Here is a 25,677-nt window from a genome sequence, read left to right on the forward strand (position 1 = left end):
AGGTTTCCGCTTGGCGTTGCTTCCCTTTCAGCTGCACGACTACCCGATAACACTGACGCTTAGTTGTTATCTGCTGTCCTGTGCGGTGATCTTCTTCACCGACCGCTTCGCCTTGCCGAAGCGCGAGCGGCGCGCCAATCCCTCGCCCTTCGGACGCACCCAGGACGTGATCGATGTGCTTGCCCGCCTGCCGGTGATCGCGCTGGTCTTTGCCGGCTTCTTTGCGGGATCCTGGCGTCCGCTCTATGCGGCGGCCGGCACGATGAGCTTCTTCATCATCTTCACCGGCATTTCCCGCGCCAAGTTCAAGTTCATTCGCGAGCCGCTGATCTTCTCGGACATCGCGCTCGTCGTCGACGTGTTCAAGTACAAGACGATCTTCTATGCGAGTTCGCTGAACGTCGTCTTCTGGACCGTCGCCTTCCTCTACGTCTTCGGCGTTTCCGGCCTCTACATGTATTTCGAGCCGGCCATTCTGCCGGATCGGGGCAAGGCCTTCTGGATCCTGGTGATGCTCGGCATCGCCTATGGCCCCTGGCTCCTGCTCTTCTACGGCCCGGTGAACCGGCCGACTGCAGCATTGGTGCAGCGTCTGCTCAAGGTCCTCGACGTCAAGATGAATACCGTGCGCTTCGGCACCTTCGGCTCGGTCGTCTTCCGCTTCATCATCTGGCTCGGTGTCCGCCGCGAAAAGATCGTCGCGGAACTTTCGGAAATCGTGCGGGCCGCCGTGCAGGACCTCATCGGCGACGACGGCTCGCCGCTGATCGTCGTCTGGCAATCAGAATCCTTCATCGACATGCGGCACTTCGGCGTCGACACGCTGAACCTGCCGACGCTGGACCGGCTGCGGCGCGAGGCGGTGCAGTGGGGCCGGCTCAGCAGCGTATTCGAAGGCGGCTATACGCTACGCACCGAATTCGCCGTCATCAGCGGCCTGGTGCCCGACGACATCCATGTCGACGCCAGCTATCCCTATCTGCGCGCGTCGCACTATGCCGACGTCGTCTGGCCCGGAAAGATGAAGCGCGCCGGCTGGAACACCCACTTCATCCATCCCTATGACCGCACATTCTTCCTCAGGCACAAGGCGATGCCGCAGCTCGGCTTCTCCAAGCTGACGATGCTCGACGGCTTCGACCATCGCCCCGACCGAGACGGGCCCTATGTCTCCGACGAGAAGCTCGCGGCGAAGGTGATCGACGCCAGCGAGAAGCTGCCCGAAGACGAAAGCGGCTTCATCTTCGTCGCCTCCATGGCCAATCACGGCCCATGGGAGCCGGGCCGCGTCGGCGAACTCACCAACCCCGTCGACATCTATCTGGCCATCCTCGAGCAATCCGACTCAGCGCTCAACACGTTGAGCGAGCGCCTCGACAAGCTCGACCGTCCGGTCTGGCTCGTCTTCTACGGCGATCACGCGCCGCTGCTCAAATCCTTTGCCGACCCCTTCCCGGATCCGCGCACGGACTATCTGATCGTGCCGCTCGCCAAGGCGAAGCGGTCGTCCCACAAGCCGGCCGAGCCGAGCAACGTCGAAGCCTGGAACCTGATCGAGGCGCTTCTCAACCACGCGAACCTGAGAAAGGATACGCTGCGCTAGCGGCGGTCTGCGGATGGAGAACGCTTCGATGACATCGGCCGGTGGGGCCGGACGGCCGAAACAGCGGGTCTTCCTGTTCCTGCAGGGCCCCTCTTCGCCGATCTTCCGTAAGATCGCCGACCGGCTCGAAGCCCTTGGCCACCGTTGTCTCAGGATCAATCTGAACGTCGGCGACCAGATCTTCTGGCGGCGCAAGGGCGGCTTCAACTATCGCGGCACGGCGGCAGCCTGGCCCGGCTATCTCGAGGCATTCATCGCCACCCACGGCGTCACCGACATGCTGCTGTTGGGCGAAGAGCGGCCCTATCACCAGGCAGCGACCGCCGTCGCCCGCAGAACCGGCGTCAATGTCGCCATTATCGAGATGGGCTATCTGAGGCCGGACTGGCTGACGCTCGAGCGCAACGGCATGTCGTCGAATTCCCATTTTCCCGTCGATGCCGGGCAGATCCTTTCGGCTGCGTCAAACCTGCCGGAGCCGGACTGGCGCAAGCGCTACAGCCAGACGTTCCTCGCCGATGCGAGCTACGATCTGCTCTACAATCTGCCGAACGTCTTCTTCTGGTTCCTGTTTCCGCACTATCGCCGTCACGCGATTTTTCATCCGCTCGCCGAATATGCCGGCTGGATACGCCGGCTGCTCTCCGAGAAACGACGCAACGCGGAAGCGGTGGCGACCGTTGCGAAGTTGCTTTCCGAGGACGTCCCCTACTTCGTCCATCCGCTTCAGCTCGAAACCGACTTTCAGCTCAGGGCGCATTCGCCCTTTCACAGCCAGAAGGATGCGATCGCTGACGTCCTGACCTCCTTCAGCGCCTTTGCCGCGCCGAATGCACGCCTGGTCTTCAAGGTGCATCCGCTCGACAACGACCTGATCCCGTGGCGCAGCTTCATCGAGCAGCAAGCGGCAACGCTTGGCTTGAGCGGACGGGTCTTCTATCTGGACGGCGGCAACCTCGATACGCTTGGCGAGGCGAGCGCCGGCATGGTCACGGTAAACTCGACCGCCGGCCTGCACGCCTTGAAGCAAGGGCGACCGGTCAAGGTACTCGGCACTGCCGTCTTCGATATTGCCGGCCTGACGGACCAACAGCCACTCGACGCTTTCTGGCAGGCGCCGCAGGCGCCGGAGCCTGAGCTGAGTGTTGCCATGTTCCGCCTGCTTGCGGCGACGATCCAGGTGCGCGGCAACCTCTATTCCCGCGCCGGAACCGATGCCGGTGCGGAAGCGATTGCCCAGCGGCTGCACGAAGACAGCCTCAACGAGCCTGGGGCCTTTGTTGACCCCGCGCCGAGACAGAAGCCTGCGAAACGCGCGCCTTCCGCTTGCCGCTAGAGTAATCGCCTACCTATCGGCGGTGATCTAGCGCGGCGCGAGCGCTGCCGCGATTGCTGCGACCAGCATCAGGCCGGCTGCGGCCAAGGGCAGCGCGGAAAAGCCAGCCTCGCCATAGACGACGCCGAAACCAAGCGTTCCCAAAAAGAGCGACAGATAGGTGACGCCGCTGTTCAGTCCCATGATCGCGCCCCGCCTTGTGGGATCGAGCCCCGTCAACCGCATGATCAGCACGTTGAGACCGAAATGGTTGGCAAGGCCCCAGAAGAACACGACGACCAGCATGGCCGTGTAGGAGCCGCTTGCGGCCGCCATCGCCGCATAGACGCCGGCGACGACCAGGAAGATCAGGGGCAGCAACCGGCCGGCGCCGAAGCGATCGATCAGTCGGTCGAGAAGCGCTGCCGCACCGAAGCCGAAGCCGTAGGAAACGGCCACAAGGCCATTGGCGCTGAGGGGCAATCCGAGCGCTGCGTGCAGGTGTTCGCCGATATAGGCATAAACACCGTAGAAGGCGGCCATGAAGGCGGCACAGGCGATCAGCAGCGGCCCGGCGCCACGCACGCCAAGCGCGGCAAGCGGCGACGTCGTCTTGCCGGCGAGACCTTCCCGTACCGGCGCGAGCCTGACGGCCGCGCAGGCAACCAGCGTGGCCACGGCAACGACAAAGTAAACGGCGCGCCATCCCCCGAAGTCGGCGATCGCTGCCGATAGCGGCACACCGGCCACCATGCTGAGCGTCCAGCCGGTCAATACCAGGCCGATCGTCTCACTCTCCCGTCCGGCCGGCGCGATGACCGAGGCCAGCGTATAGATCGAGGGAAGCGCGATGCCGGTGGCGACGCCGACAACAAGCTGGGCGGCGACCAGGAAGGCCAGCACGGGCGCGAGCGCACTGCCGGCAAGCCCGGCGGCCAGAAGCAGCAGCGCGGCAGCCAGAATGCGATGAGGGCCGTACCGATCGATGAAGCGCCCAAGGAAGATGGCGCTGACGGCCGTGCCCAGTCCGAACGCGGCCGAAGCGACCATCACGGAGGGAACATCGGCGCCGAGGCTCCGCGCCACCTCCGGCGCGATCGGACCCAGCGCCAGAGAGTTCGAGCCGATGACGCCGACGCAGACGGTCAGCACATAGGCGAAGGGCGGGATGCGCGCCCTGTCGATCGAGGCCCTGCCGATTGGATCTGGCGAAATTTGTTGATCGATGTTCGTCATTCCTTCATTTTTGCAGAATGAAATTCAGCAACAAGAGGAATTCCGGGTATGGACCAAAATACAGATGACGTTCGGCGGAAGCGTCCGCCGGAACGCGACCTCGACGCCATGGACCGAAAGCTATTAGGCGTCCTCGTCGAGGACGCGACCACGAGCTATGCCGAGCTTGGCGAACGCGTCGGACTTTCGCCGCCGGCGGCGCATGAGCGGGTGAAACGGCTCCGGCGTTCGGGCGCGATCCGCCGCGTGTCGGCCCTCATCGATCCGGACGCGGTCGGAAAGACGCTGCTTGCCTTCGTCCATGTCGATACGACCGGCTGGGGCAAGACGCAGGCACTGCTGGCGATCGAGGAATGCCCTGAGGTGGAGGAGATCCACTCGGTCGCCGGCGACACCTGCATGCTGCTCAAGGTGCGCACCGAAAGCACGCATGCGCTCGAAGGGCTGCTGGCGCGGCTCTACGACACACCCGGCGTCAAGGCGACGCGCAGCTATGTGGTGCTTTCGACCTATCTGGAACGGCCGGTGCAGCCAGGCACGACGAGCGATTGGCCCGCCGTGGTGAAAGGTTAGGCTGCTTTCGTCAGACGGAGATCCGCTCTGCCGGCCTCAGACGACGCCGGCGCGCAGCAGGTCGTGGATATGCAGGATGCTGACCGGCGCCCCGCCATCATCGACGACGAACAGCACGGTCACCTTGTGCTGCTGCATGAATTCCATGGCGCCGCTTGCGAGCACGTCGCCGCGGATCACGCGCGGATTGCGCGACATCACCGCCTCGACCGGCTGCAGTAGCAGGTCGCCGGACATGTGACGGCGCAGGTCGCCGTCGGTGATCACGCCAGCCAGCTTACCGCCGCCGTCAACGATGCCGACGACACCGAAGCCCTTCGACGACATCTCGATCAGCGCCTCGCTCATCGGGCGGCCGACGCTGAGAAGCGGCATCTGCGCGCCCTCATGCGCCAGTTCGCGCACCAGCCGCAGCTGCGCACCGAGCTTGCCGCCCGGATGGAAAGTCTTGAAGTCCTCGGCCGAAAAGCCGCGCCGCTCCAGGAGCGCGATGGCGAGCGCGTCGCCGATGGCAAGCTGCAGCATGGCCGACGTCGTCGGCGCGAGGCCGTGCGGACAGGCTTCCTGAACCTTCGGCAGGACAATCGGCACTTCGGAATTGCGGGCAAGCACGCTGTCGCGATTGGCGCAGATCGAGACGATCGGCACGTTGAAGCGCTTGGCATAGGTGAGCATGTTGGCAAGCTCGGCGGTCTCGCCCGACCAGGAAAGCAGAATGAGTACGTCCTGCGAGGTGACCATGCCGAGGTCGCCGTGGCTCGCTTCGGTCGGGTGCACGAAATAGGCGGATGTTCCGGTCGATGCCAGGGTGGCTGCGATCTTGCGGCCGATATGGCCACTCTTGCCGACGCCGGAGACGACGACGCGCCCCTTGCTTTCGCCGATCAGTTCGACGGCTTCGACGACACTGCGGGCAAAGATCTCGTCGGCGCCGAATTGATCCGCAAGCGCCTTGATGCCGGCCATCGCGGTCGTCAGCGTCCGGCCGATCGATTCCAAAGCCGCATTTGCGGTGCGATCATCCGCCGATGCATGTCTCAAACCCATGATGACCCCAATTCTGCGAAGACTTAAGCAACAGGCATGAATTTGCCCGCCAGACCATTGACGGCAGATAAGCGCTTTTTCTTGGCAAACCAAGTCTTGGAAGCAGAGTTCGGGGGAAAACTGGCGCAATCCGCGGCGTTTTCGTCAGCCGGCGCGCTTTTCTTCCATTTCGAGCGGCATCGACTTGTCGGCCGCGAATTCTTCGAGCGTCATCGAATCGAGGATAGCGGCAACGGCATCGCGCACCGTCGTCATCGACACCCGCACCTGACAGGTCTCGGGATCGTTGCAGTCTTCGCACACCTCGTAGGCCGTGCGGCTCGCACAGCGGATCGGCGCAAGCGGCCCATCCAGCGTGCGGATGACGTGACCGATGCGGATTTCGGATGCCGGCCGCGACAGCGAGTAGCCGCCGCCAGGCCCCTTCTTCGAGCGCAGCATGCCGGCGTTGCGCAGCTCGAGCAGGATCGTATCCAGGAACTTCTTCGGGATATTGTTGCGCTGCGCGATCTCCGTAATGAAGGCAGTCTCCCCCGGCTCCAGCCGTGCAAGATCGACCAAGGCCTTCAGTCCGTACTTTCCCTTCTTCGTCAGCATTCCGGCACGCTTTCCCTGCGGCGGCACCCCAGAAAACGGGAATCATCCGCGCAAATGCAAATATATCTTGGCATAGCACAAGAAACGTACTGCCAACATATAATTATAGTGGGGAATTGGCCGAAGTCGCGGGCATCGCGTGCCGCCGATGCGGCAAGGATTTGCGAAAGTCTTCGCGGCAGAGGCGGGAGAAAAGCCGAAACCGGCTTTTCTCATCCGCTTCAAGTGTTGCTTCAGGCAGCGGCGCTGTGGTTCTGCCGCTTCGCCTGGACGGCCTGGTGGGCCAACAGCTGACGGATCGCGGCACGCGCTTCATCGGCCGAGCCGAAGCGCTTCGCGTCCAGATCCCAGACGTGATACTTCACCGCCAGGAACTTGAAGCGATCTTCATCCGGGACAACAACGCCGACGGCTTCGCCGCCAAATTCGATAACCTGCTTGCTCATACAAATAACGCTCCTTCCACGCCGGCGGCGCGGAGACTTTCAATTTCGGCAAAAGATAAAGTTCGAGGGGTTCGAAGGTCACATTCGGCAGAGATTGCGAATGCGCCATTTTTTCTCTGTTGCGCGACAAAGGAGACGCGTGCCGAAGAAGGCGGCGGTCGAGACGGTTTCAGACATGTCACACTCCTTTGGCTGGTCCGGCATCAGCAATGCCGGAGCGTTCGATGAACAACCGTGAGGCGGACTCCCCGCGTCACGTATTGGCAAACTAGAATAATCTACCAATTCCGTCAATTAAAAAGATGAAGAAGAAGAAAAAAATTCTTCACCCCTGAAATTCTAGGGGCAGAGGACGCAAAATCCATCCACCCAGTCCGGAGCCGGAGACCCACGCTATTTAGGAAGCGAAGAATCAGTCTGCAAGGCACGGGTGGATAAAGACAGCACATTCGGACAAAAAAGGGGCGGCCGTTGCGGCCGCCCCTTCACGTTTTATATCCTGAGAGCCGACGCTCAGGCCGCCGGCGTTCCCGCCTGCGGCGTGGTCGTGCCGCTGCGGGACGCTTCGCGATCCTTCCACCAACGATTGAGGAAGAGCAGGATCGGACCGCCGATGTAGATCGACGAGGTCGTTGCCACGATCACGCCGAAGATCATCGGCCAGGCGAAGCTCTTGACGGCATCGCCGCCCCAGATCGCCATCGGCACCAGCGAGAAGGCCGTCGCCATCGAGGTGAAGATGCATCGCGCGATCACCTGGTTGATACTCATGTCGATGAGATCCGAGAACGGCATCGACTTGTACTTCCTGAGGTTCTCGCGCATGCGGTCATAGACCACGACCTTGTCGTTGACCGAGTAGCCGATCATCGTCAGCAACGCGGCGATGGCGGTCAGGTTGAAGTCGATGCCTGTGAGCGCGAAGAAGCCGATCGTCTTGGTGATGTCGAGCAAGAGCACCGCGATCGCACCGACGGCGAAGTGCCATTCGAAGCGGAACCAGATGTAGAGCAGGATCGCCACCATAGCGAGACCGACAGCGAGGAAGCCCGAACGGGCAAGCTCGGTGCTGACGGTCGGGCCGACGACCTCGGTACGCTCGAATGCCGCATCCGGGATCGTCTGGACGACGGCATCCTTGATGCGGTTGAGCGCAGCGGTCTGCTCCTGCTCGCCGCCCGGCTGGCGCTGGACGCGGATCAGGACCGACTTGTCCTGGCCGAATTCCTGCAGTGCCACCTCGCCGATGTTGAGCGCTTCGAGATTGTGGCGCAGCGTCGGAAGGTCGAGCGTGTTCTTCGAGGTGGTTTCGACCTGAATACCACCGACGAAGTCGATGCCGTAGTTGAGGCCTGGCGTGAAGAACAGCACGACCGAGCTTACCGACAGGAAGGCCGACATGCCGATGGCAATGAAGCGGCCCTTCATGAAGGAGAAGGACGGAAGCTTCGGAACCTTGCCGAACAGCGACGGGATCTCGAGCTTCTTCATCTTCCGGCGGACGACGACTTCACGCATCATCAGGCGAACGACGGTGATCGAGGTGAACATCGAGATGATGATGCCGAGCATCATGGTGACGGCGAAGCCCTTGACCGGACCGGAGCCGAAGGCGAACAGCAGCACGGTGCCCGAAAGCGTCGTGACGTTACTGTCGATGATGGTCGCATAGGCCTTGTTGAAGCCGATATCGAGCGCCTTCATCGCGCCGGCGCCGGCTTCCGTCTCTTCGCGGATACGGGCGTTGATCAGGATGTTGGCGTCCACGGCCATGCCGATGCCGAGGATGATACCGGCGATACCGGGCAAGGTCAGCGTCGAACCGAGCATAGCCAGAAGCGCGACGGTCAGGATCGTGTGCAGCACCAGGCCGACATTGGCGATCATACCCCATGCGCCGTAGAGAACGACCATCAGGGTAACGACGAGGGCGAAGCCGGCAAGACCGGTGTAGATGCCCATGCGGATGGAATCGGAGCCGAGGTTCGGACCGACGGAGCGTTCTTCGATGACGGTGAGCGGTGCCGGCAGGGCGCCGGAGCGCAGCAGCGCGGAGAGAACGGTCGCTTCCTTTGCGGTGAAATTGCCGCTGATCTGGCCGTTGCCGCCGATGATCGGTTCGCGAATGACCGGTGCCGTCAGGACCTTGCCGTCAAGAACAATGGCGAAGGGCCGGCCGACGGCGGCCTGGGTGATTTCAGCAAACTGGCGGGCGCCAAGCGAATCGAAGGTGAAGGACACGATCGGCTCGTTGGTGCGCTGGTCGAAGCCAGCCTTGGCGTCGGCCAGGCGTTCGCCCGAAATCGCCACACGGCTTTCGACGGCGTATTTGTTGTTGTCGTGCGCACCAGGCAGGATGTCGACGCCGCGCGGCGGCGGCTGATTGGGATCCACGGCCTGGTCGACCATGTGGAAGCTCATCTGCGCGGTCGAGCCGAGGAGCTGGCGCAGGGCCGTCGGATCCTCGAGGCCAGGGAGCTGGACGAGGATACGGTCGGAACCGACGCGCTGGATCAGCGGTTCTGCGACACCGACGGTGTCGACGCGCTGGCGGATGATTTCGAGGCTCTGTTCGACCGCCTTGGTGGTGCGGTCGGCAAGGCCGGCCTCGGTCATGGCGATGTTGATGCTGTCGCCGCTCTCGGTCACCTCGATATCGGACGCCGAGCCACCGAAACCGAGCGTGCCGACGGGGGCAGCGAGTTCCTTCAGCTTCGGCAGGACCTTTTCGCGGTCAGCCGGGTCTTCGATCTTCACGGTGACGGTGTCGCCGGCAATGCGGGCCGAAGAGGCCGAAATGCGCTCGGTGCGCAGCGCCCGGCGCGTATCGTCAAGCAGGGTTTCGAGGCGAGCCTTGCGCAGGCCGGCAGCATCGACTTCGAGAACGAGGTGCGAGCCGCCCTTGAGGTCGAGGCCGAGGGTCACCGGCTTGACCGGCAGCCAGCCTGCAAATTGTTCACGTTGTGCCGGCGTCAGCACGTTCGGAAGCGCCGCGATACATCCGAAGATGATCACGACGACATAGACGAGAATCGCCCATTTCGATGTACGCATGTTGTGGTTCCAGAAGAGCCTGCGCGGGCACGGGGCGCGTCGTCAGGGCTTGTTTCATAAAAGACAGCTGCAGCCGAAGCTGCCAGCCTGCCAAAATCCGTGTGATGGATCAGACGCGCGGAGGTGCGCGAATGTGGGGGCCATGGTTCGCGGCCCCGCCGAGATACGCGGCGGTCTCTCGGAATACCCGCCCGTCCGACGAGCGGTGAAATTCAAATTGGAGCGATGCCGGCAGGAGCGCCGGCAAGCCGTCATCGGCTGCGGACTTGGCGTCCTTGCGCTCGGCCGTAAATCGAAGGTCAGAAAGCGGTGTCGCCCGCGAGAGCTGCCGGGCGGCGGGACGGTCGGTCGAACCGGTGTCTGTGACGTTGCCGGCCTGGGCGCCGGATGCCGAACGGGACGGGATGCTCTGTCCGACCGAGATAACCTGCATTGCGAAGGAGGCGCAGAACAGCCACAGCACGGCGAGAAGCCGGCCGGCCTGCATGTTCTTGCTGCCACCACCCATGCGGTCCATCGAGGACGCGGTCCCTTTCCCTGGCGGTCGAACGCCAGCGAGACGAAAATTGAGCCCGAATGCCCGACCTTACCTAGAGAACATGGCCGGAATCGAGCATGGGCGCCTTTAACACCATTCCGGGCCGGAAAAGTCAAATCCGGCCCGCTTCGTCGTTGTCGTTGTTCAGGCCGTAAGGCCGCTCGTTCGCCGCTCGTGGATCTCGATGAGCGACGGTCCCTTGCGCCTGCCCGCCTCGGCGAGTGCCTGTGAGAGATCGGCGACTGAAGCAAGCCGCTGCCCCTCGACGCCATAGGCCTTGGCCGCCATCAGGAAGTCCGGCGCCGAAGGCTTGACGCCCTCCGGCGTGACGCCGGCATCGACCATGTAGCTTTCGATTTCCTGGTAACCGTCATTGTTCCAGACGAGGAAGACGACCTGCGCTTGCGCATCGACGGCCGAGCCGATTTCGGCCAGCGAGAACTGGAAGCCGCCGTCGCCGACGAGGCAGACGACCGGCCGCGACGGATCGGCAACGGCCGCACCAACGGCTGCCGGCGGCGCGTAGCCCAGGGAACCGTAGCCGGTCGCCGAATTGAACCAGCTGCGCTGCCGCGGTGCATCGCAATAGAGGTTGCCGGCATAGACGGCCTGGGTCGAGTCGCCGACGACGGTGCAATCCGGCAGGACCTTGTAGATGGTGTCGATGATGCCGATCTCGGCCCGCATCTTCGGCGTCAGTTCCTTCAGCGCCGCGCGTCGCGCGGTCTCGGCCCGTCCCGCGCCATCCTTGGCGGCATGGCCCGGCAGGAAGGCGAGAATGCCCGCCGTCGCCGCCTTGGCGCCGGAGAGAATGGAGAGTGCTGCATGCGGCCCGCGTGCGAGCTGCGCCGCATCGATGTCGGTGCGGATCAGGTTGCGCAGGGCCGGAAAGCCGCCATCGGCATACATGTCATAGTCGGTCTGGCCCATTTCGGTGCCGAGCGCCAGCACCAGGTCGGCCTCCTTCAGCAGCGACCGCACCGCCTTCAGGCTCGGGCTGGCGGGAACTCTCAAGGGACTGCCTGAGAACATGCCGCGGGCGTTGACGGTGGTGACGACGGGCGCGCCGATCTTTTCGGCAAGCTCCGCCACTTCCGCCTCCGCCGTCAGCGCGCCGCCGCCGCAGATGATGACCGGGCGCGAGGCGTCGGCGCAAAGGATCGCCGCACGCTGCAGCGTCTCGCTGTCGGAGCGCGGTCGGGTGGCCGTTGCGGGGCGCACCGCCTGCGGCGTGATCTTCGCCGACATCACGTCGGTCGGGATCTCGATATGCACCGGTCCCGGCCGGCCGGAGACGAGCACCGAGAAGGCGCGATCGACGACGAAAGGCAGGTCTTCCGGATTGAGGAGCGTGTGCGAATAGAGCGCCAGCGTCTTCATCATGCCGTGCTGGTCGGGCAGCTCGTGCAGCAAGCCGCGACCGTGGCCGAGAGAATCGCGGCGATTGACGCCTGAAATCACCAGCATCGGGATCGAATCCTGGCGCGCCTGCGCCATCGCCGTGATGGTGTTCGTCAGCCCCGGCCCGGTGATGACGAGGGCGACGCCCGGCTTGCCGCTGACGCGGGCATAGCCGTCGGCCATGAAACCCGCGCCCTGTTCATGCCGTGGCGTCACGTGGCGGATCTTCGATGCCGCAAGGCCCCGATAGAGCTCGACCGTGTGCACGCCGGGAATGCCGAACACCACCTCGACGCCATTGGCCTCGAGCAGGTCGACCAGGACTTCTCCAACCGTTTTTTCCGTGGTCATGCGCGGCGCTCCTTGCGCTGGCTAGCCCGCTCGGCAAGAGCGGTGATGCGGCGGCAGGCCTCGTCGATGGCACCATCGGGCACGGTCAGGCTGACGCGCAGATAGTTCTGTGCTTCGTCGCCAAAGGACGATCCGGGCATGACGGCAACCCCCTCCTCTTCAAGCAGCGCCCAGGCAAACGCATCGCCGTCGAGACCGGTTCCCGAAACATCGATCAAGATGAACATACCGGCCTCAGGCGCGAACACCTCGATGCCGGGTGCCTTGGCAAGGCCGGCGACGATCTGCGCTGCGCGCGACTTGTAGGACAGGCGCATCTGCCGTGCGGTATCGATGTCATGGGTCAGGGCATAGGCGGTCATGTCGGCGATGAAGGGCTGCGTGCCGAAAAGCATGGTTTCGGAGACCGGCAGCAACCACTCGGTAAACTCGACCGGGCCGACCGCCCAGCCGCTGCGAAAGCCCGGCGCGGCATGCGACTTCGAGATCGAGGAGACGACGATCGTGCGTTCGGCGAGATCCGGATTGTCGAAGGGCGAGGCAAAGACCGCGTCGAACACCAGCTCCTCATAGACCTCGTCGCAGACGATCCAGAGATCGTGACGGCGTGCGACTTCGCCGATCGCGGCAATTTCTTCCGCCGTCAGCACGGCGCCGGTCGGATTGTGCGGCGTATTCAGCAGCAGCACCCGGCTCTCCGGCGTGATCGCCTTTTCGAGATCCTCGGCCTGCATGTGGAAGCCGAATTCTGGCTTCAGCGGCACCAGCACCGGATGGGCGCCCGTCGAGCGGATGACGCCTTCATAGGTCGCATAGAGCGGATCGCCGACGAGCACGGCATCGCCGGCCTCCGCCAAACCCAGGATCACGGCGAAAAGTGCCGTCTGCGTGCCGGGAAAGCAGAGCACGTTCTCGTTCGTCACATCAGCACGGCGGCGACGGTATTTCTCCGCGACGGCCGCCACGACCGCCGGCTCCCCGCGGCCGTTGGAATAGCGATAGCGCCCGGCATTCATCGCGCGCTGGCATTCGTCGAGCAGCGCACGATCCGGTGGAAGATCCGGTTCGCCGATCGTCAACTCGATGATGTCGGCACCGGCAGCGTTCAACTGGCGGGCACGGATATGCAGCGACCATTTGCCCGAACCAAGATCGGCAAGACGTTCGGTGATGGACGCGTAGCGCATGGTGCTTTCTCCCGTTTTCATTGTTTTGCAGTTCCGATCTTCGTGCCGAGCAGCGCCTCGACCGAAGACATGGCGATGGCGACAAGCTCGCCCTCGCGAAAGAGATCGCCTGCAAGGCAGCCCTCGACCCAGAGGCCGTCGACCAATCCGTTGATGGCGATGGCGAAAGCCCGGCAGGTTTCGGCATCGGCCGGCTTGCCCTTGGCCGCAAGGAAATCGGCAAGCAGTTCCTGCAGCGAATTGCGGAAGGCGAGATAGCCTTCGCGATGGATCTCCGACAGCACCGGATCGACTCGGACCTGGCTGATGAAGGCCGCCCAGAGCGAGATGCTGCGGCTGTCGGCCACCGGCTCGGTGAGGTTGATGGCGATGAAATCCCTGAGCCGCGTTTCCGGGTCGCCCTCGACCTTGCTCGCCTTTTCGGTGAGCGAGGCGATGACGGCGCGATAGGCCTCGGCGACCATCTGGTCCTTCGATTCGAAGTAGTGGCGCACCAGCCCGGCGGTCACCCCGGCACGGATCGCGATCTGCCGAACGGTCGCGCCCTTCAGCCCGAATTCCGAGATGCAGTCGAGCGTCGCTTCGATCAATTCCTGGCGGCGTTCGCCTTCCGGCGCACGGTGAAAACTGCGTCTGTTCATGCGGCACTCTGCTCTCGAACCGGCGCGAAACCCTGTTCAGGCGCGGTCGGCAAAGGCTTCGGCCAGAACGGCGGCATGGGCGGCTCCTTCGGGAAATCGAACGATCGGCGGGGCGTCAAAAAATCGACGACGTCCATTATTATACGCTTGAACAATAGCGGCACAAGTGCAACCATGCCTGCCAACAAAAACCCGTGACAGGCCAAAGATGCCGCGCGGAAGACGACAGGGGAACTGTTTCGATGCTGACAGACAAAGCTCGCAGAGCCATGGAAGCGGCGCGCCGATGACGGATGCGGCCCAGGCAATCGCGGTCACTGACCTGCACAAGCGTTTCGGGCCATTGGAAGTGCTGAAGGGAGTTTCGCTCACGGCGAAGCAGGGCGACGTAATCGCCATCATCGGCGGCAGCGGCTCCGGCAAATCCACCTTCCTTCGCTGCATCAATCTGCTCGAACTCCCCTCCGCCGGCAGCGTCAGCGTGCATGGCGAAAAGATCCGGATGAAATCCGACGGTCGCGGCGGCCTGGTGCCGGAGGACCGCAAACAGGTCCAGCGCATCCGCAGCCAGCTCGGCATGGTGTTCCAGAGCTTCAATCTCTGGCAGCACATGACCATCCTCGAAAACGTCATCGAAGCCCCGATCCATGTGCTCGGCAAACCGAAGGCCGAGGCGGTCGCCACCGCCGAAACCCTGCTGAAACGGGTCGGCCTCTACGAAAAACGCGACGCCTACCCGGCCTTTCTCTCCGGCGGCCAACAGCAGCGCGCCGCGATCGCCCGGGCGCTTGCCATCCAGCCGCTCGTGATGCTCTTCGACGAGCCGACCTCGGCGCTCGATCCCGAACTCGTCGGTGAAGTTCTCTCTGTCATCGGTGACCTCGCGCGTGAAAAGCGCACGATGATCCTCGTCACCCACGAGATGAAGTTCGCGCGCGACGTCGCCAACCACATCGTCTTCCTCCACAACGGCGTGATCGAGGAGCAGGGCCCGCCGGAGGCCATCTTCGGCGCACCGAAATCGGAAAGGCTCAAGAAGTTCATCAGTTCCATTCACTGAATTCCTGAATGCTAAACAACCAAAAAGGGGAACAGCATGAAGAAGGCATTGAAAGTCCTGGCCGTTGCGGCGGCGATCGCCGTCAGCGGCGGTGTCGCGGCATCGGCGGAAGCGCTGAAGGTCGGCGTCGCAGCGGAACCCTATCCGCCGTTCACGGCACCTGACGCCAGCGGCAAGTGGGAAGGCTGGGAAGTCGAGTTCATGAACGCGATGTGCGCCGAGGCCAAGCTCGAATGCGTGCTGACGCCCGTCGCCTGGGACGGCATCATCCCGGCGCTGACCTCGAAGAAGATCGACATGATCATCAGCTCGATGTCGATCACCGACGAGCGCCTGAAGACGATCGATTTCTCCGACAAGTACTACAACACCCCGACCGGGATCATCGGCACCAAGGGCGTCGAGATGAACTCCTCGCCGGAAGGGCTGAAGGGCAAGACGCTCGGCGTCCAGGTCTCGACGGTTCACCAGGCCTATGCCGCCAAGCACTTCGCGCCGGCCGGCGTCGAGGTCAAGGAATACCAGACGCAGGACGAGGCCAACAACGACCTCGCCGCCGGCCGCCTCGATGCGGTGCAGGCGGATGCCATCGCACTCAAGGCGTTTTTGGCAACCGACCAGGGCAAGGAATGCTGCGAGTACAAGGGTGACGTTGCCGAAGACGTCGCCGTGATCGGCCCCGGTGTCGGTGTCGGCCTGCGCAAGGGCGAAACCGAGCTCAAGGACAAAATCAACGCCGCCATCAAGGCGATCCGCGACAACGGCACCTACGATACGTTCTCGAAGAAGTACTTCGACTTCGACATCTACGGCGGATAAGGCGCGATCGGTCGGCGATCGAACCGTCGCAGCGCTGTCGCGTCCGAACGGACCGCAGCGCTGTAGCGATCGCCGGCCGGCGCCATCGGAGCTCGACGACGCATGGCTGCGGATTCCCTCATCAATTGGGGCCTGCTCTCGCTTTCAGCGCCCGGCTGGGGCGGCGTATTGCTGCAAGGCTTTTTCAATTCCATTCAGATCGCCGTCGGCGGCTTCACGCTCGGCCTGGCACTCGGCATCGGCGGCGCATTCGGCAAGCTCTATGGCGGCCCGGTTCTGCGCGATCTGCTCGAATGCTACACCACGGTCGTGCGCGCCGTGCCCGAGCTGGTGCTGATCCTCCTGCTCTATTATGCCGGCACCGACCTGCTCAATCAGGTTCTGGCGTTGTTTTCGGTCGGCCCGGTCGACATCAGCGGCTTGATGGCGGGCATCTTCGTCATCGGCGTCGTCCAGGGCGCCTATTCGACCGAGGTGTTGCGTGGCGCGATCAAGGCGGTGCCCGCCGGCCAGATCGAGGCGGCACGCGCCTATGGCATGTCGCCAGCCATGGTCCTGCGACGCATCACCCTGCCTGCGATGCTGCCCTATGCCATTCCCGGCCTCTCCAATCTCTGGCTGATCGCCACCAAGGATACGGCCCTTCTCGCCGTCGTCGGCTTCAGCGAGCTGACGCTGGTCACCCGCCAGGCGGCCGGCACGACCAAGGCCTATCTTCTGTTCTTCCTGGCGGCCGGCGCCCTCTACCTGGCGCTGACGCTGATCTCCAACGTCTTCATCGGCATGCTCGAACGCCATGCCCGACGCGGTTTTGCGGAGAGCCGATGACCGACGAAACCACCCACGCCGTTGCGTTTACGCCCGAAGACCTGCCGACGGCGAGGAGCTTCTTCCAACCGCACCGCATCGTCATGATGCTGGTTTTTGCCGCCTTCGTCGTCGCCGTCGCCGTCTTCATGCGATGGGACTGGCTGCCGCGCTACCTGCCGCGGCTCGGCTGGGGCATTCTCGTCAGCCTGATGATGCTGTTCAGCACCGCCATCCTCGGCTTCCTGCTGGCAGTGCCGATCGGCCTCGTCCAGGTGACGGGGCCGTGGTTCCTGAAGTTGCCGGCAAAAATCTTCTGCACCGTCATTCGCGGCACGCCGCTGCTCCTGCAGCTCTGGCTGCTCTATTACGGGCTCGGCTCGCTGTTCCCGCAGTTTCCGGCGATCCGCCAGTCCTTCCTCTGGCCCTATTTGCGCGAGGCTTGGCCCTATGGCGTTGCGGCGCTGACGATCTCCTTTGCCGCCTACGAGGGCGAGGTCATGCGTGGCGCCTTTGCCGGTGTTCCGAACGGCGAGCTCGAGGCGGCCAAGGCCTATGGCATGGGCCGCTGGACGATGTTCCGTCGCATCTGGCTACCGCGCGCCATCCATCGGGCGCTGCCGACGCTCAACGGCGAAACGGTGCTGCAACTGAAATCGACCCCGCTTGTCGCCACCGTCACCGTCGTCGACGTCTATGCGGTCATCTCCAAGGTGCGGCAGGAAACCTTCCTCACCTACGAGCCGCTGCTTTTGCTCGCGCTCATCTACATGTGCCTCACCGGCATCCTGGTGGTGGCTTTCCGCACGTTCGAAAATCGCATCCCAACCCGCGGTGCCTGACATGAAACTTTCCCCCTCGATCACCAACGCGATGCCGGAACTCGTCGCCATTCGCCACGACCTGCATGCCCATCCCGAACTCGGGCTGGCGGAGACACGCACCTCCGCCTTCATCGCGGAACATCTCAGAAGCCTCGGCTACGAAGTGACGACGGGCCTGGCGAAAACCGGTGTCGTTGGCACGCTCAAGAACGGCACCGGCAAACGCTCGGTCGGCATCCGCGCCGACATCGATGCACTGCCGATCCTCGAGGAAACCGGGCTCGATTACGCCAGCAAGACCTCTGGCCTGATGCATGCCTGCGGCCATGACGGTCACACGACGATGCTGCTCGGTGCTGCCCGCGCCCTTGCCGAGCGGCGTAATTTCGACGGCACTGTTCACCTGATCTTCCAGCCGGCCGAAGAGAATTTCGGCGGCGCCAAGATCATGATGGACGAGGGCCTGTTCGATCAGTTTCCGTGCGACGCGGTGTTTGCGCTTCACAACGAGCCGGGTCTTCCCTTCGGCCAGTTCGCCCTTCGCGAAGGCCCCATCATGGCCGCCGTCGACGAGGCGCGCATCACCGTGCACGGCCGCGGTGGGCATGGCGCCGAGCCGCAGGAGACGGCCGACCCAATCGTCTGCGGCGCGTCGATCGTCATGGCGCTGCAATCGATCGTCTCGCGCAATATCCATCCGATGGATCCGACCGTCGTCACCGTCGGCGCCTTTCATGCCGGCTCTGCCAGCAACATCATTCCCGAGCGCGCCGAGATCGTCGTCGGCATCCGCTCCTTCGAGCCCGATGTGCGCGACGAACTCGAACGGCGCATCCGCATGATCGCCGAGGCGCAAGCGACGAGCTTCGGCATGCGCGCGACCGTCGACTATCAGCGCAGCTACGACGCGACGATCAACCACAAGGCCGAGACCGATTTCGTCCGCGATCTCGCGGTTCGCTTTGCCGGGGCCGACAAGGTGGTCGATCTCGCCCGCCCCTTCATGGGCAGCGAGGATTTCGCCTACATGCTGAAGGAACGGCCGGGGAGCTATTTCTTCCTCGGCTCCAAGACCAGCGACGATGATCGGCCGCTGCATCACCCCGGCTACAATTTCAACGACGACCTGCTGCCGATCGGCGCAGCTTTCTGGACCGAGCTGGCCGAGGCCTATCTCTCCCGAAGCTGATAGGCCGTAAACGGTTACCGCCCTGGTGGCGCGGATCCTGCCCGCGCCACCAAGGCCCGTTTCCTCATCTCGCTTAAATGTTGGACAGGCGCGAGACAGGTTCTCTCCGCATGGTGCTGCAAGCAAACCGACCGTGATGCGGAGCTTGACACACCATGCATCTGGCCCTTCCCAAGCCGATAAGGCACCTCTGGCTTCCGCTCGTCGTATTCATCCCGTTTGTCGCAGCGATATGGTTCAGGCCGCTGCTTCCGATCGACGAAACGCGCTACATCAGCGTCGCCTGGGAAATGTTCCTGCGTCGCGACTGGCTTCAGCCGCTGACGATGAATTTCGAGCCTTACCATCACAAGCTGCCCCTGCTGTTCTGGCTCATCAACGCCTCATGGGCGGTCTTCGGCGTGACGCGCTGGGCAGCAACGCTGCCGGTCGTCCTGTCTTCGCTCGCAAGCGTCTATCTCACGATCGCGCTCGGCCGCCTGCTCTTTTCCGATTTCGACCGGCAGGCTGACCGCACGGCGATGGTCATGGTCGCGAGCGTGCCCTTTCTCGTTTACAGCACCCTGATCTATTTCGATCTCACCCTCACCGTCTTCGTGTTGCTGTCGCTGATCGGCATCGTGCTTTATGCCCGCAAGCGGGACTGGCGCTCCGTCCTCCTGATCGGACTGTCGCTGGGGTTCGGCGTTCTCGCCAGAGGGCCGGTGGCTCTCCTCCACATCCTGTTCCCGATCGCCCTGGCTCCGCTCTGGGCAGACGATCTCAGGCGACCCGGCCGGTGGTATCTCGGCATCCTCGCAGCGCTTGCCATCGCCGGCCTCATCGTTCTCTGCTGGCTCGTCCCGGTGTTGATGCAGGCGGACGGCAAGTTTACCCATTCGCTGCTCTGGGATCAGACGGTCGGCCGGGCGACGGGCACTCTCAACGCCCATGTCCGACCCTTCTACTTCTACCTGCCGCTGCTGCCCGCAATGATGATCCCATGGGTATTTTTCCCAAGCTTCTGGAAGGGCGCTGCCGCGCTGCGCCAGGGGTGGCTTAAGGAGGAAGGCACGCGGTTCCTGTTTTTCTGGGCAGCCCCCACTTTCTTAAGCTTTTCCCTGATCGGCGAGAAACAGCCGCATTACCTGATGCCGCTGGTGCCGGCGGTCGTGCTTGCCGTCGTCCTCTGTCTCAAAAATGTCCCGAGCCGCCGCCTGGTGCTGAACATGGCCGTCATGGTTGCGGCCATCGTCGTCGGCCAGGCAATCGCGTCGGCGACGTTCCTGAAGCGATATGATCTGGAGCCGACGGCCGCCTATATGCGCGCAAATCGCGACCGGGACTGGGCCTTCGTCGCCAACTATCATGCCGAGTTCGGCTTCCTGTCTCGCCTGGAAAAACCTGTCGACGACGTCCCTCCACAGCGGCTGGCGCAATGGTTTGCAAGCCACCCCGAGGGCCGCGCGATCGTCGTTGGCCGAAACGCCGACGACTTTTCCGGATATCAGCTGGTCATGGACAGTCCCTACCGCGGCAAGAGGATGGGCGTGCTCGCGGCAAGGCCTCTGGCCGTCCCCTCCAAGGCGCAACCGTGTCACGACAACGGCAGCGACGCGCAAACCCCGGCATGCGACAAAGTGGCGAGCAGCGATTAGTCGCTGCCGGACAGGCCACCGGCCGGGCGTCGTGTTTCCCCGGCGCCCACGGCGTCTGCGCGGCACGCTCCAATATGCCGCAGCGCAACATTGCCGCAGTGTGACAACGTGGCGGACGCGCTGACATTGACGTTTGGCAAATTTGGCGCAGATTCAAGTGCATGCTGAAAAGCCGGCGCAACCCAAGGATTTGCCTCGGCCAGAGGCCAAGATAGGTCCCCTGATCGACGATCGGTCACCGGACGAATGATGCAGCAGCCAGAGCATTGCGGCCCACGCTTCCGTAAGGCGTCGCATCCGCGTGTCTGAAAGGATTGCGCCCGTGTTTGAGAGTTTCGATGCGACCCTGCTCGCTCGCTTCCAGTTCGCCTTCACCGTTTCCTTCCACATCATCTTCCCCGCCTTTTCCATCGGGCTTGCGAGCTACCTCGCGGTGCTCGAAGGGTTGTGGCTGTGGAAGAAGGACGAGGTCTATCTCGAGCTCTTCAATTTCTGGAAGACGATCTTTGCCGTCGCGTTCGGCATGGGCGTCGTCTCCGGCATCGTCATGTCCTACCAGTTCGGCACCAACTGGAGCGTCTTTTCCGACAAGGCGGGGCCGATCATCGGGCCGCTGATGGGCTATGAGGTGCTGACAGCCTTCTTCCTCGAGGCAGGCTTTCTCGGCGTCATGCTGTTCGGCCTCAATCGCGTCGGACCGAAGCTGCATTTCTTCGCAACCGTCATGGTCGCCATCGGCACGCTGATCTCGGCCACCTGGATCCTTTCGGCGAACTCCTGGATGCAGACGCCGGCGGGCTTTGCGATGAACGAGGCGGGCCAATTCGTCCCGGTCGACTGGTGGGCGATCGTCTTCAACCCGTCCTTCCCCTATCGCCTCACCCACATGGTTCTCGCCGCCTACCTCACGACGGCCTTCGTCGTCGGTGCCTGCGGCGCCTGGCACCTGATCCGAAAGACAGCGCCGCGGCGGGCGCGAAAGATGTTCTCGATGGCGATGTGGATGGCGGCGATCGTCGCGCCGATCCAGATCTTTGCCGGCGACATGCACGGGCTCAACACGCTGGAACACCAGCCGGCCAAGGTGATGGCGATGGAGGGGCACTACCAGAGCCATCCGGACGGTGCGCCGCTCATCCTCTTCGGCATTCCGAACTCGCCTGAGAAGCGCGTCGACTATGCGATCGAGATCCCGAAACTTTCGAGCCTGATTCTGAAGCATGACCTCAACGCGCCGCTTGCCGGGCTCGATACGATCCCCGAGGAGCTGCATCCGCCTGTTGGCATCGTGTTCTGGTCGTTCCGGGTGATGGTCGGCCTTGGCTTCGCCATGCTCGGGATCGGGCTCTGGTCGCTCTGGTGTCGCTATCGCGGCACGCTCGACAGCAATGTCTGGCTGCACCGTGCCGCGATCGCCATGGGGCCTGCCGGCTTCGTCGCCGTGCTCGCCGGTTGGGTCACGACCGAAGTTGGCCGCCAGCCCTATACGGTCTATGGCCACCTGCTGACGGCGAACTCGGTGGCGCCGATCGCGGCACCCGCCGTCGCCGCCTCGCTGATCGCCTTCATCATCGTCTATTTCTTCGTCTTCGGCGCCGGCACCTTCTACATCCTGCGCCTGATGGCGCGATTGCCGCGCGATCCGATGCCGGAGCTCGGCGAAGGACCATTGCGCAGTTCTGGCATCATGCCGGGCCCCGCCACTCACGCCAGCCATGCAAACATCAAGGGAGGCCATCATGGAGCTTGATCTGCCGTTCATCTGGGCCGGCATCATCGCCTTTGCGGTGCTCGCCTATGTCATTCTCGACGGCTTCGATCTCGGCGTCGGCATCCTCTTTCCGTTCTTTCCGGAAAAGCACGACCGCGACGTGATGATGAATTCCGTCGCACCGGTCTGGGACGGCAACGAAACCTGGCTGGTGCTCGGCGGCGGCGGCCTGATGGCCGTCTTTCCACTCGCCTACGCCACCATCCTGCCGGCGCTCTATGCGCCGATCATCGCCATGGTCATTGGCCTGATCTTCCGCGGCGTCGCCTTCGAGTACCGCTGGCGCACGCGGCGGGCGGAATATCTCTGGAACTGGGCCTTCTCCGGCGGCTCGATGCTGGCCGCCTTCGCGCAGGGCATCACGCTCGGTGCGCTGGTCCAGGGCATCCCGGTCGAAAACCGCGCCTATGTCGGTGGCTGGTGGGACTGGCTGACGCCGTTCTCGATCATGACCGGCATTGCCGTCGTCGTCGGCTACGCGCTGCTCGGCGCCACCTGGCTGGTGATGAAGACCCATGGCGACCTTGCCGATCGGGCTCGCGACCTCGCGCTCAAATGCTCCTTCGCCACCGTCGCCGCGATGGGCATCGTCAGCCTGTGGACGCCGTTCCTGGAGCCGCAATATCTGGACCGCTGGTTCAGCTTTCCGACGGCGATCTTCAGCGTCATCGTGCCGGCGCTCGTTCTCGGCTGCCTCTATGCGCTGATCACGGGCATCCGCAACCGCCACGACAGCCGGCCGTTCATCGCCGCACTGGGCCTCTTCGTGCTCGGCTATGCCGGCATCGGGATCAGCTTCTATCCCTATATGGTGCCACCATCGCTGACGATCTGGGACGCGGCCGCGCCTGAGGAAAGCCTCTCCTTCCTGCTTGCCGGCGCTTTGGTGCTGGTGCCGATTATTCTCGCCTATACCGCCTATTCCTACTGGGTGTTCCGCGGCAAGGTCGACCCGGAGGAGGGCTACCATTGACTGGTGAAACGGGAACCGGCCGCAAGCTTCTCTGGTTCGTCGGCCTCTGGTGCGCAGGGGTGGCGGCCGTCACCCTCGTCGGCCTTGCGATCAAGCTGATGATCGGAACGTAATCGATCCATCGGAGCGAGATGCGGGCGGAAAACCGCAGACACTTTTCCTCATCCCGCTCTAAAAAGCCTCGCTCAAGCTTGGCCGGCTAACTTCCCTTTAACACGTCAGCAGGCGATCGCCGCAGACGGAGACAGGACCGCACCCTCCTCCCCTGTAAAGCGATCGCCTGCTGAGGTGACCACTTCAAGGTCGCCGGCTGCGACCCTGTTGCCCCTTCCAAGACAGCTCGCCGTTTGTTAGCAGTGCGCCGCAGAAGCGCCCCGCTTGCTGAGAGCCGAGGGACGCTCGAACATCCTGGGCCCGCGCTTGGCCGCATCCAGGCAATTGGACGAGACAGATGCAGAAAACCCCCGCGCAATGCGAAACCATGGCCGACGTGCGTGCCGAGATCGACCGTCTCGACCAGGCGCTGATGGCGCTGTTTGCCGAGCGCTGGGGCTATATCGACCGGGCGGCCGAGATCAAGGCGCCGCTGAAGCTGAAGGCCGACATTCCGGCGCGGGTGATGGAAGTGCGCGAGAACGCCCGCAAGAACGCTTCCCGCGTCAACCTCGATCCTGATTTTTACGAAGACATCTGGGCTCGCCTGATCGGCCACGCGATCGCCCACGAGCAGAAGCTGCTCGGCGAAACCGGCAACGAGTAACGTCGCCGATCTTTCGGCCTGCGGCCGTCAGCGCCCGAGAATGTAACCCTGCAGGCGGTCCGCCGCTTCCTTCACGTGGCCCGGATCGCGCAGGAAGCAGGCGCGCATGAACAGCGAGCCACCGTCGCCGAACGCGGTTCCCGGCGCCAGGCCGACACCGGTCTTGTCGACGATGTCGATTGCGGCCGCGCGCGAATCCGTGACGCCATCGATTTTCAGGAACGCGTAGAGCGCACCGTCGGGCTTCAGCGTTTCCACCCGGTTGGTGGCGATCAGCGCGTCGCAGAAGACATCACGGTTCTTTGCCGCCTTGGCGACATTGGCATCGACAAAGGCGTCACCCTCGTCGAGCGCTGCGACAGCACCCCGCTGCAGGAACTGGGCGACACCCGAAGTCGAATACTGCACCAGGTTTTCGAGCACCTGGCCGATTTCCGGCGGCGCGACGATCCAGCCGACACGCCAGCCGGTCATCGACCAGTTCTTCGAGAAGGAATTGACGAAGAGGATGCGGTCGCCTTCCTCCATCACGTCAAGGAAGGACGGCGCGCGGGCGCCGCCATAATAATAGAGCGCGTAGATCTCGTCGGCGATGATCCAGAGCCCGTGCCTGCGCGCCAGCGCCAGGATCGCGGCCAGTTCCTCGCGGGTCGCGGTCCAGCCGGTCGGGTTCGAGGGGGTGTTGATGAACAGCGCCTTGGTCTTGGGGCCGATCGCCGCCTGCAGCCGATCGAGATCGAGCTGCCACTTGCCGTGTTCGAAGCGCAACTCGACCGAAACCGGCCGGACGCCGGAGAGATCGGCGGCGGCGGCAAAGTTCGGCCAGGCCGGCGTCAACAGCACCATCTCGTCGCCGGGCGAGGCGATCGCCTCGATCGACAGCTTGATCGCCTGCATGCCGGAGCCGACGACGTAGAAATGCTCGGGCGAAAGCGCCTTCTGGAAGCGGCGCTGATAGTAGCGCGACAGCGCCTCGCGCAGCGGCGGGATGCCGCGCTGCCAGGTATAGAAGGTCTCGCCGGCGGCAAGCGCATCGCGTGCGACATCGCTGATGAAGGCAGGGGTCGGCAGGTCGCCCTCGCCCACCCAGAGCGGGATCAGGCCATCGCGCCCGCGGGCATAGTTCACCACCTCGACGATACCGCTTTCGGGCGCGGAAAGCGCGCGGGGGCTGATGGTGGCAAGCGTGGTCATCGGCGGGCTCCGGATGCACGATGGTGCAGGCTGCCGCCTGAAATCATCATGAAAGATTCCAATGGACTAGAGCGAAATGGACCGCTCCGGTTTGCCCGTTGCTTCTAGCCGCTTTCGCCGAGGCGATCACGCGACTTTATCTGACCGATTTATCGATTTTTGTGATGTTTCGCGGCCCCGGCAAAGCCAGGGCCGCGAGGAAAAACTCAGGCGCGCTGCTTCAGCAGGTCGCGGATTTCCGAGAGCAGCAGAATGTCTTCCGGCGGCGGTGCGGCCGGCGCTTCGTCCTTCTTCTTTTCCATCGAAGCGCGCATGCGGTTCACCGCCTTGATCATCAGGAAGATGATCCAGGCAAGGATCAGGAAGTTGATCAGCACGGTGATGAAGTTGCCGTAGGCAAAGACGGCGCCCTGCTGGCGGGCGGCGGCGAGAGACGTGGCCGTCACATTGGCCGAAAGCGGCAGGAAGTAATTGGAGAAATCGAAACCGCCGCCAGTGAGCGCACCGACGATCGGCATGACCAGGTCTTCGACGACCGACGTCACGATCTTGTTGAAGGCTGCGCCGATGATGACACCGACCGCGAGATCCATCACGTTCCCGCGGGCAATAAACTCCTTGAACTCATTCAGCATAAATCTCTCCGTATTATCC

Annotated in this window: 23 protein-coding genes; 12 read left to right on the forward strand and 11 right to left on the reverse strand. The window is 63.4% G+C overall.

All coding sequences use genetic code 11. The features are described 5' to 3' along the window. Nucleotides 1–10: 10 nt before the first annotated feature. Together L981_RS06680 and L981_RS06685 are read left to right on the forward strand one after the other, a co-directional pair. Complete coding sequence (locus L981_RS06680; RefSeq protein ID WP_043613129.1) at nt 11–1,603, forward strand: LTA synthase family protein; 1,593 nt, start codon at nt 11–13, stop codon at nt 1,601–1,603. Between the two features lie 28 nt (nt 1,604–1,631). Continuing rightward, complete coding sequence (locus L981_RS06685) at nt 1,632–2,939, forward strand: capsule biosynthesis protein (RefSeq protein WP_043613206.1); 1,308 nt, start codon at nt 1,632–1,634, stop codon at nt 2,937–2,939. 27 nt (nt 2,940–2,966) lie between these two features. Here L981_RS06685 and L981_RS06690 read toward each other — a convergent pair whose 3' ends face one another. Then, complete coding sequence (locus tag L981_RS06690; protein WP_043613130.1) at nt 2,967–4,154, reverse strand: MFS transporter; 1,188 nt, start codon at nt 4,152–4,154, stop codon at nt 2,967–2,969. A 48-nt stretch (nt 4,155–4,202) separates the two neighbouring features. Here L981_RS06690 and L981_RS06695 point away from each other — a divergent pair, with 48 nt between their 5' ends. After that, nucleotides 4,203–4,727 (forward strand): Lrp/AsnC family transcriptional regulator, encoded by a 525-nt coding sequence (locus tag L981_RS06695; RefSeq protein ID WP_034797032.1) that lies wholly within the window; start codon nt 4,203–4,205, stop codon nt 4,725–4,727. Between the two features lie 36 nt (nt 4,728–4,763). Here L981_RS06695 and L981_RS06700 read toward each other — a convergent pair whose 3' ends face one another. The 8 genes from L981_RS06700 to L981_RS06735 all read right to left on the reverse strand — a co-directional run bounded on the left by L981_RS06700 (nt 4,764) and on the right by L981_RS06735 (nt 13,989). Next, on the reverse strand, nt 4,764–5,774 hold the full coding sequence (locus tag L981_RS06700) for an SIS domain-containing protein (protein ID WP_043613132.1): 1,011 nt from the start codon (nt 5,772–5,774) through the stop codon (nt 4,764–4,766). A gap of 144 nt (nt 5,775–5,918) precedes the next feature. After that, a complete protein-coding gene (locus L981_RS06705) occupies nt 5,919–6,371 on the reverse strand; it encodes an Rrf2 family transcriptional regulator (RefSeq protein ID WP_034797035.1) in 453 nt (150 codons plus the stop codon). A 233-nt stretch (nt 6,372–6,604) separates the two neighbouring features. Continuing rightward, on the reverse strand, nt 6,605–6,817 hold the full coding sequence (locus tag L981_RS06710) for a hypothetical protein (protein ID WP_034797039.1): 213 nt from the start codon (nt 6,815–6,817) through the stop codon (nt 6,605–6,607). 513 nt (nt 6,818–7,330) lie between these two features. Continuing rightward, on the reverse strand, nt 7,331–9,871 hold the full coding sequence (gene secD, locus L981_RS06715) for a protein translocase subunit SecD (protein ID WP_043613134.1): 2,541 nt from the start codon (nt 9,869–9,871) through the stop codon (nt 7,331–7,333). Between the two features lie 109 nt (nt 9,872–9,980). Then, the gene (locus L981_RS35485; protein ID WP_245281597.1) at nt 9,981–10,388 is read right to left on the reverse strand and encodes a hypothetical protein; all 408 of its coding nucleotides are present in this window, start codon (nt 10,386–10,388) and stop codon (nt 9,981–9,983) included. Nucleotides 10,389–10,553: 165 nt separating this feature from the next. Beyond that, nucleotides 10,554–12,161: a 5-guanidino-2-oxopentanoate decarboxylase gene (locus L981_RS06725; protein WP_043613137.1), complete on the reverse strand. Its 1,608-nt coding sequence runs from the start codon at nt 12,159–12,161 to the stop codon at nt 10,554–10,556. After that, nucleotides 12,158–13,348, reverse strand: a complete 1,191-nt coding sequence (locus tag L981_RS06730) for a pyridoxal phosphate-dependent aminotransferase (RefSeq protein ID WP_043613140.1) — start codon at nt 13,346–13,348, stop codon at nt 12,158–12,160. The genes L981_RS06725 and L981_RS06730 overlap by 4 nt, the downstream gene beginning before the upstream one ends. A gap of 17 nt (nt 13,349–13,365) precedes the next feature. Further along, the gene (locus L981_RS06735; protein WP_043613143.1) at nt 13,366–13,989 is read right to left on the reverse strand and encodes a TetR/AcrR family transcriptional regulator; all 624 of its coding nucleotides are present in this window, start codon (nt 13,987–13,989) and stop codon (nt 13,366–13,368) included. 286 nt (nt 13,990–14,275) lie between these two features. Here L981_RS06735 and L981_RS06740 point away from each other — a divergent pair, with 286 nt between their 5' ends. From L981_RS06740 to L981_RS06785, 9 genes are all read left to right on the forward strand, one after another. Then, nucleotides 14,276–15,049, forward strand: a complete 774-nt coding sequence (locus L981_RS06740) for an ABC transporter ATP-binding protein (RefSeq protein ID WP_043613145.1) — start codon at nt 14,276–14,278, stop codon at nt 15,047–15,049. A 36-nt stretch (nt 15,050–15,085) separates the two neighbouring features. Further along, nucleotides 15,086–15,868, forward strand: a complete 783-nt coding sequence (locus tag L981_RS06745) for a transporter substrate-binding domain-containing protein (protein WP_034797062.1) — start codon at nt 15,086–15,088, stop codon at nt 15,866–15,868. A 102-nt stretch (nt 15,869–15,970) separates the two neighbouring features. Then, complete coding sequence (locus L981_RS06750; RefSeq protein ID WP_034797065.1) at nt 15,971–16,696, forward strand: ABC transporter permease; 726 nt, start codon at nt 15,971–15,973, stop codon at nt 16,694–16,696. Further along, nucleotides 16,693–17,517 carry an ABC transporter permease gene (locus L981_RS06755; RefSeq protein ID WP_043613147.1) on the forward strand — a complete coding sequence of 275 codons (825 nt, stop codon included), beginning with the start codon at nt 16,693–16,695 and terminating at the stop codon, nt 17,515–17,517. The genes L981_RS06750 and L981_RS06755 overlap by 4 nt, the downstream gene beginning before the upstream one ends. A 1-nt stretch (nt 17,518) precedes the next feature. Continuing rightward, nucleotides 17,519–18,688, forward strand: coding sequence for a M20 aminoacylase family protein (locus L981_RS06760; protein ID WP_043613149.1), 1,170 nt, complete (start codon nt 17,519–17,521; stop codon nt 18,686–18,688). 155 nt (nt 18,689–18,843) lie between these two features. After that, nucleotides 18,844–20,325 (forward strand): glycosyltransferase family 39 protein, encoded by a 1,482-nt coding sequence (locus L981_RS06765; RefSeq protein ID WP_052201633.1) that lies wholly within the window; start codon nt 18,844–18,846, stop codon nt 20,323–20,325. Between the two features lie 322 nt (nt 20,326–20,647). Continuing rightward, nucleotides 20,648–22,075, forward strand: coding sequence for a cytochrome ubiquinol oxidase subunit I (locus L981_RS06770; RefSeq protein ID WP_052201634.1), 1,428 nt, complete (start codon nt 20,648–20,650; stop codon nt 22,073–22,075). Beyond that, nucleotides 22,065–23,069, forward strand: a complete 1,005-nt coding sequence (gene cydB / locus L981_RS06775) for a cytochrome d ubiquinol oxidase subunit II (RefSeq protein WP_043613153.1) — start codon at nt 22,065–22,067, stop codon at nt 23,067–23,069. Before L981_RS06770 ends, cydB begins: the two co-directional genes overlap by 11 nt. 451 nt (nt 23,070–23,520) lie before the next feature. Further along, complete coding sequence (locus L981_RS06785) at nt 23,521–23,829, forward strand: chorismate mutase family protein (protein WP_043613157.1); 309 nt, start codon at nt 23,521–23,523, stop codon at nt 23,827–23,829. Nucleotides 23,830–23,856: 27 nt separating this feature from the next. Here the strand turns inward: L981_RS06785 and L981_RS06790 are convergent, their stop codons facing one another. Beyond that, entirely contained in the window at nt 23,857–25,023 is a 1,167-nt protein-coding gene (locus tag L981_RS06790) for a pyridoxal phosphate-dependent aminotransferase (protein WP_043613159.1), read from the reverse strand. A gap of 206 nt (nt 25,024–25,229) precedes the next feature. Next, nucleotides 25,230–25,658 carry a large conductance mechanosensitive channel protein MscL gene (gene mscL, locus L981_RS06795; RefSeq protein ID WP_043613162.1) on the reverse strand — a complete coding sequence of 143 codons (429 nt, stop codon included), beginning with the start codon at nt 25,656–25,658 and terminating at the stop codon, nt 25,230–25,232. Nucleotides 25,659–25,677: the final 19 nt, after the last annotated feature.

It is taken from the genome of Ensifer sp. ZNC0028 (assembly GCF_000799055.1).
GTDB lineage: Bacteria > Pseudomonadota > Alphaproteobacteria > Rhizobiales > Rhizobiaceae > Ensifer.

What these genes read in the sequence shown, in the direction of transcription:
- L981_RS06710 (WP_034797039.1), bottom strand. Translation starts at nt 6,817, where the DNA reads ATGAGCAAGCAGGTTATCGAATTTGGCGGCGAAGCCGTCGGCGTTGTT.
- L981_RS06745 (WP_034797062.1), top strand. Translation starts at nt 15,086, where the DNA reads ATGAAGAAGGCATTGAAAGTCCTGGCCGTTGCGGCGGCGATCGCCGTC.
- mscL (WP_043613162.1), bottom strand. Translation starts at nt 25,658, where the DNA reads ATGCTGAATGAGTTCAAGGAGTTTATTGCCCGCGGGAACGTGATGGAT.
- L981_RS06700 (WP_043613132.1), bottom strand. Translation starts at nt 5,774, where the DNA reads ATGGGTTTGAGACATGCATCGGCGGATGATCGCACCGCAAATGCGGCT.
- L981_RS06750 (WP_034797065.1), top strand. Translation starts at nt 15,971, where the DNA reads ATGGCTGCGGATTCCCTCATCAATTGGGGCCTGCTCTCGCTTTCAGCG.
- L981_RS06790 (WP_043613159.1), bottom strand. Translation starts at nt 25,023, where the DNA reads ATGACCACGCTTGCCACCATCAGCCCCCGCGCGCTTTCCGCGCCCGAA.
- L981_RS06705 (WP_034797035.1), bottom strand. Translation starts at nt 6,371, where the DNA reads ATGCTGACGAAGAAGGGAAAGTACGGACTGAAGGCCTTGGTCGATCTT.
- L981_RS06735 (WP_043613143.1), bottom strand. Translation starts at nt 13,989, where the DNA reads ATGAACAGACGCAGTTTTCACCGTGCGCCGGAAGGCGAACGCCGCCAG.
- L981_RS06785 (WP_043613157.1), top strand. Translation starts at nt 23,521, where the DNA reads ATGCAGAAAACCCCCGCGCAATGCGAAACCATGGCCGACGTGCGTGCC.
- L981_RS06685 (WP_043613206.1), top strand. Translation starts at nt 1,632, where the DNA reads ATGACATCGGCCGGTGGGGCCGGACGGCCGAAACAGCGGGTCTTCCTG.
- secD (WP_043613134.1), bottom strand. Translation starts at nt 9,871, where the DNA reads ATGCGTACATCGAAATGGGCGATTCTCGTCTATGTCGTCGTGATCATC.
- L981_RS06760 (WP_043613149.1), top strand. Translation starts at nt 17,519, where the DNA reads ATGAAACTTTCCCCCTCGATCACCAACGCGATGCCGGAACTCGTCGCC.
- cydB (WP_043613153.1), top strand. Translation starts at nt 22,065, where the DNA reads ATGGAGCTTGATCTGCCGTTCATCTGGGCCGGCATCATCGCCTTTGCG.
- L981_RS06730 (WP_043613140.1), bottom strand. Translation starts at nt 13,348, where the DNA reads ATGCGCTACGCGTCCATCACCGAACGTCTTGCCGATCTTGGTTCGGGC.
- L981_RS06755 (WP_043613147.1), top strand. Translation starts at nt 16,693, where the DNA reads ATGACCGACGAAACCACCCACGCCGTTGCGTTTACGCCCGAAGACCTG.
- L981_RS06765 (WP_052201633.1), top strand. Translation starts at nt 18,844, where the DNA reads ATGCATCTGGCCCTTCCCAAGCCGATAAGGCACCTCTGGCTTCCGCTC.
- L981_RS35485 (WP_245281597.1), bottom strand. Translation starts at nt 10,388, where the DNA reads ATGGACCGCATGGGTGGTGGCAGCAAGAACATGCAGGCCGGCCGGCTT.
- L981_RS06725 (WP_043613137.1), bottom strand. Translation starts at nt 12,161, where the DNA reads ATGACCACGGAAAAAACGGTTGGAGAAGTCCTGGTCGACCTGCTCGAG.
- L981_RS06740 (WP_043613145.1), top strand. Translation starts at nt 14,276, where the DNA reads ATGACGGATGCGGCCCAGGCAATCGCGGTCACTGACCTGCACAAGCGT.
- L981_RS06695 (WP_034797032.1), top strand. Translation starts at nt 4,203, where the DNA reads ATGGACCAAAATACAGATGACGTTCGGCGGAAGCGTCCGCCGGAACGC.
- L981_RS06690 (WP_043613130.1), bottom strand. Translation starts at nt 4,154, where the DNA reads ATGACGAACATCGATCAACAAATTTCGCCAGATCCAATCGGCAGGGCC.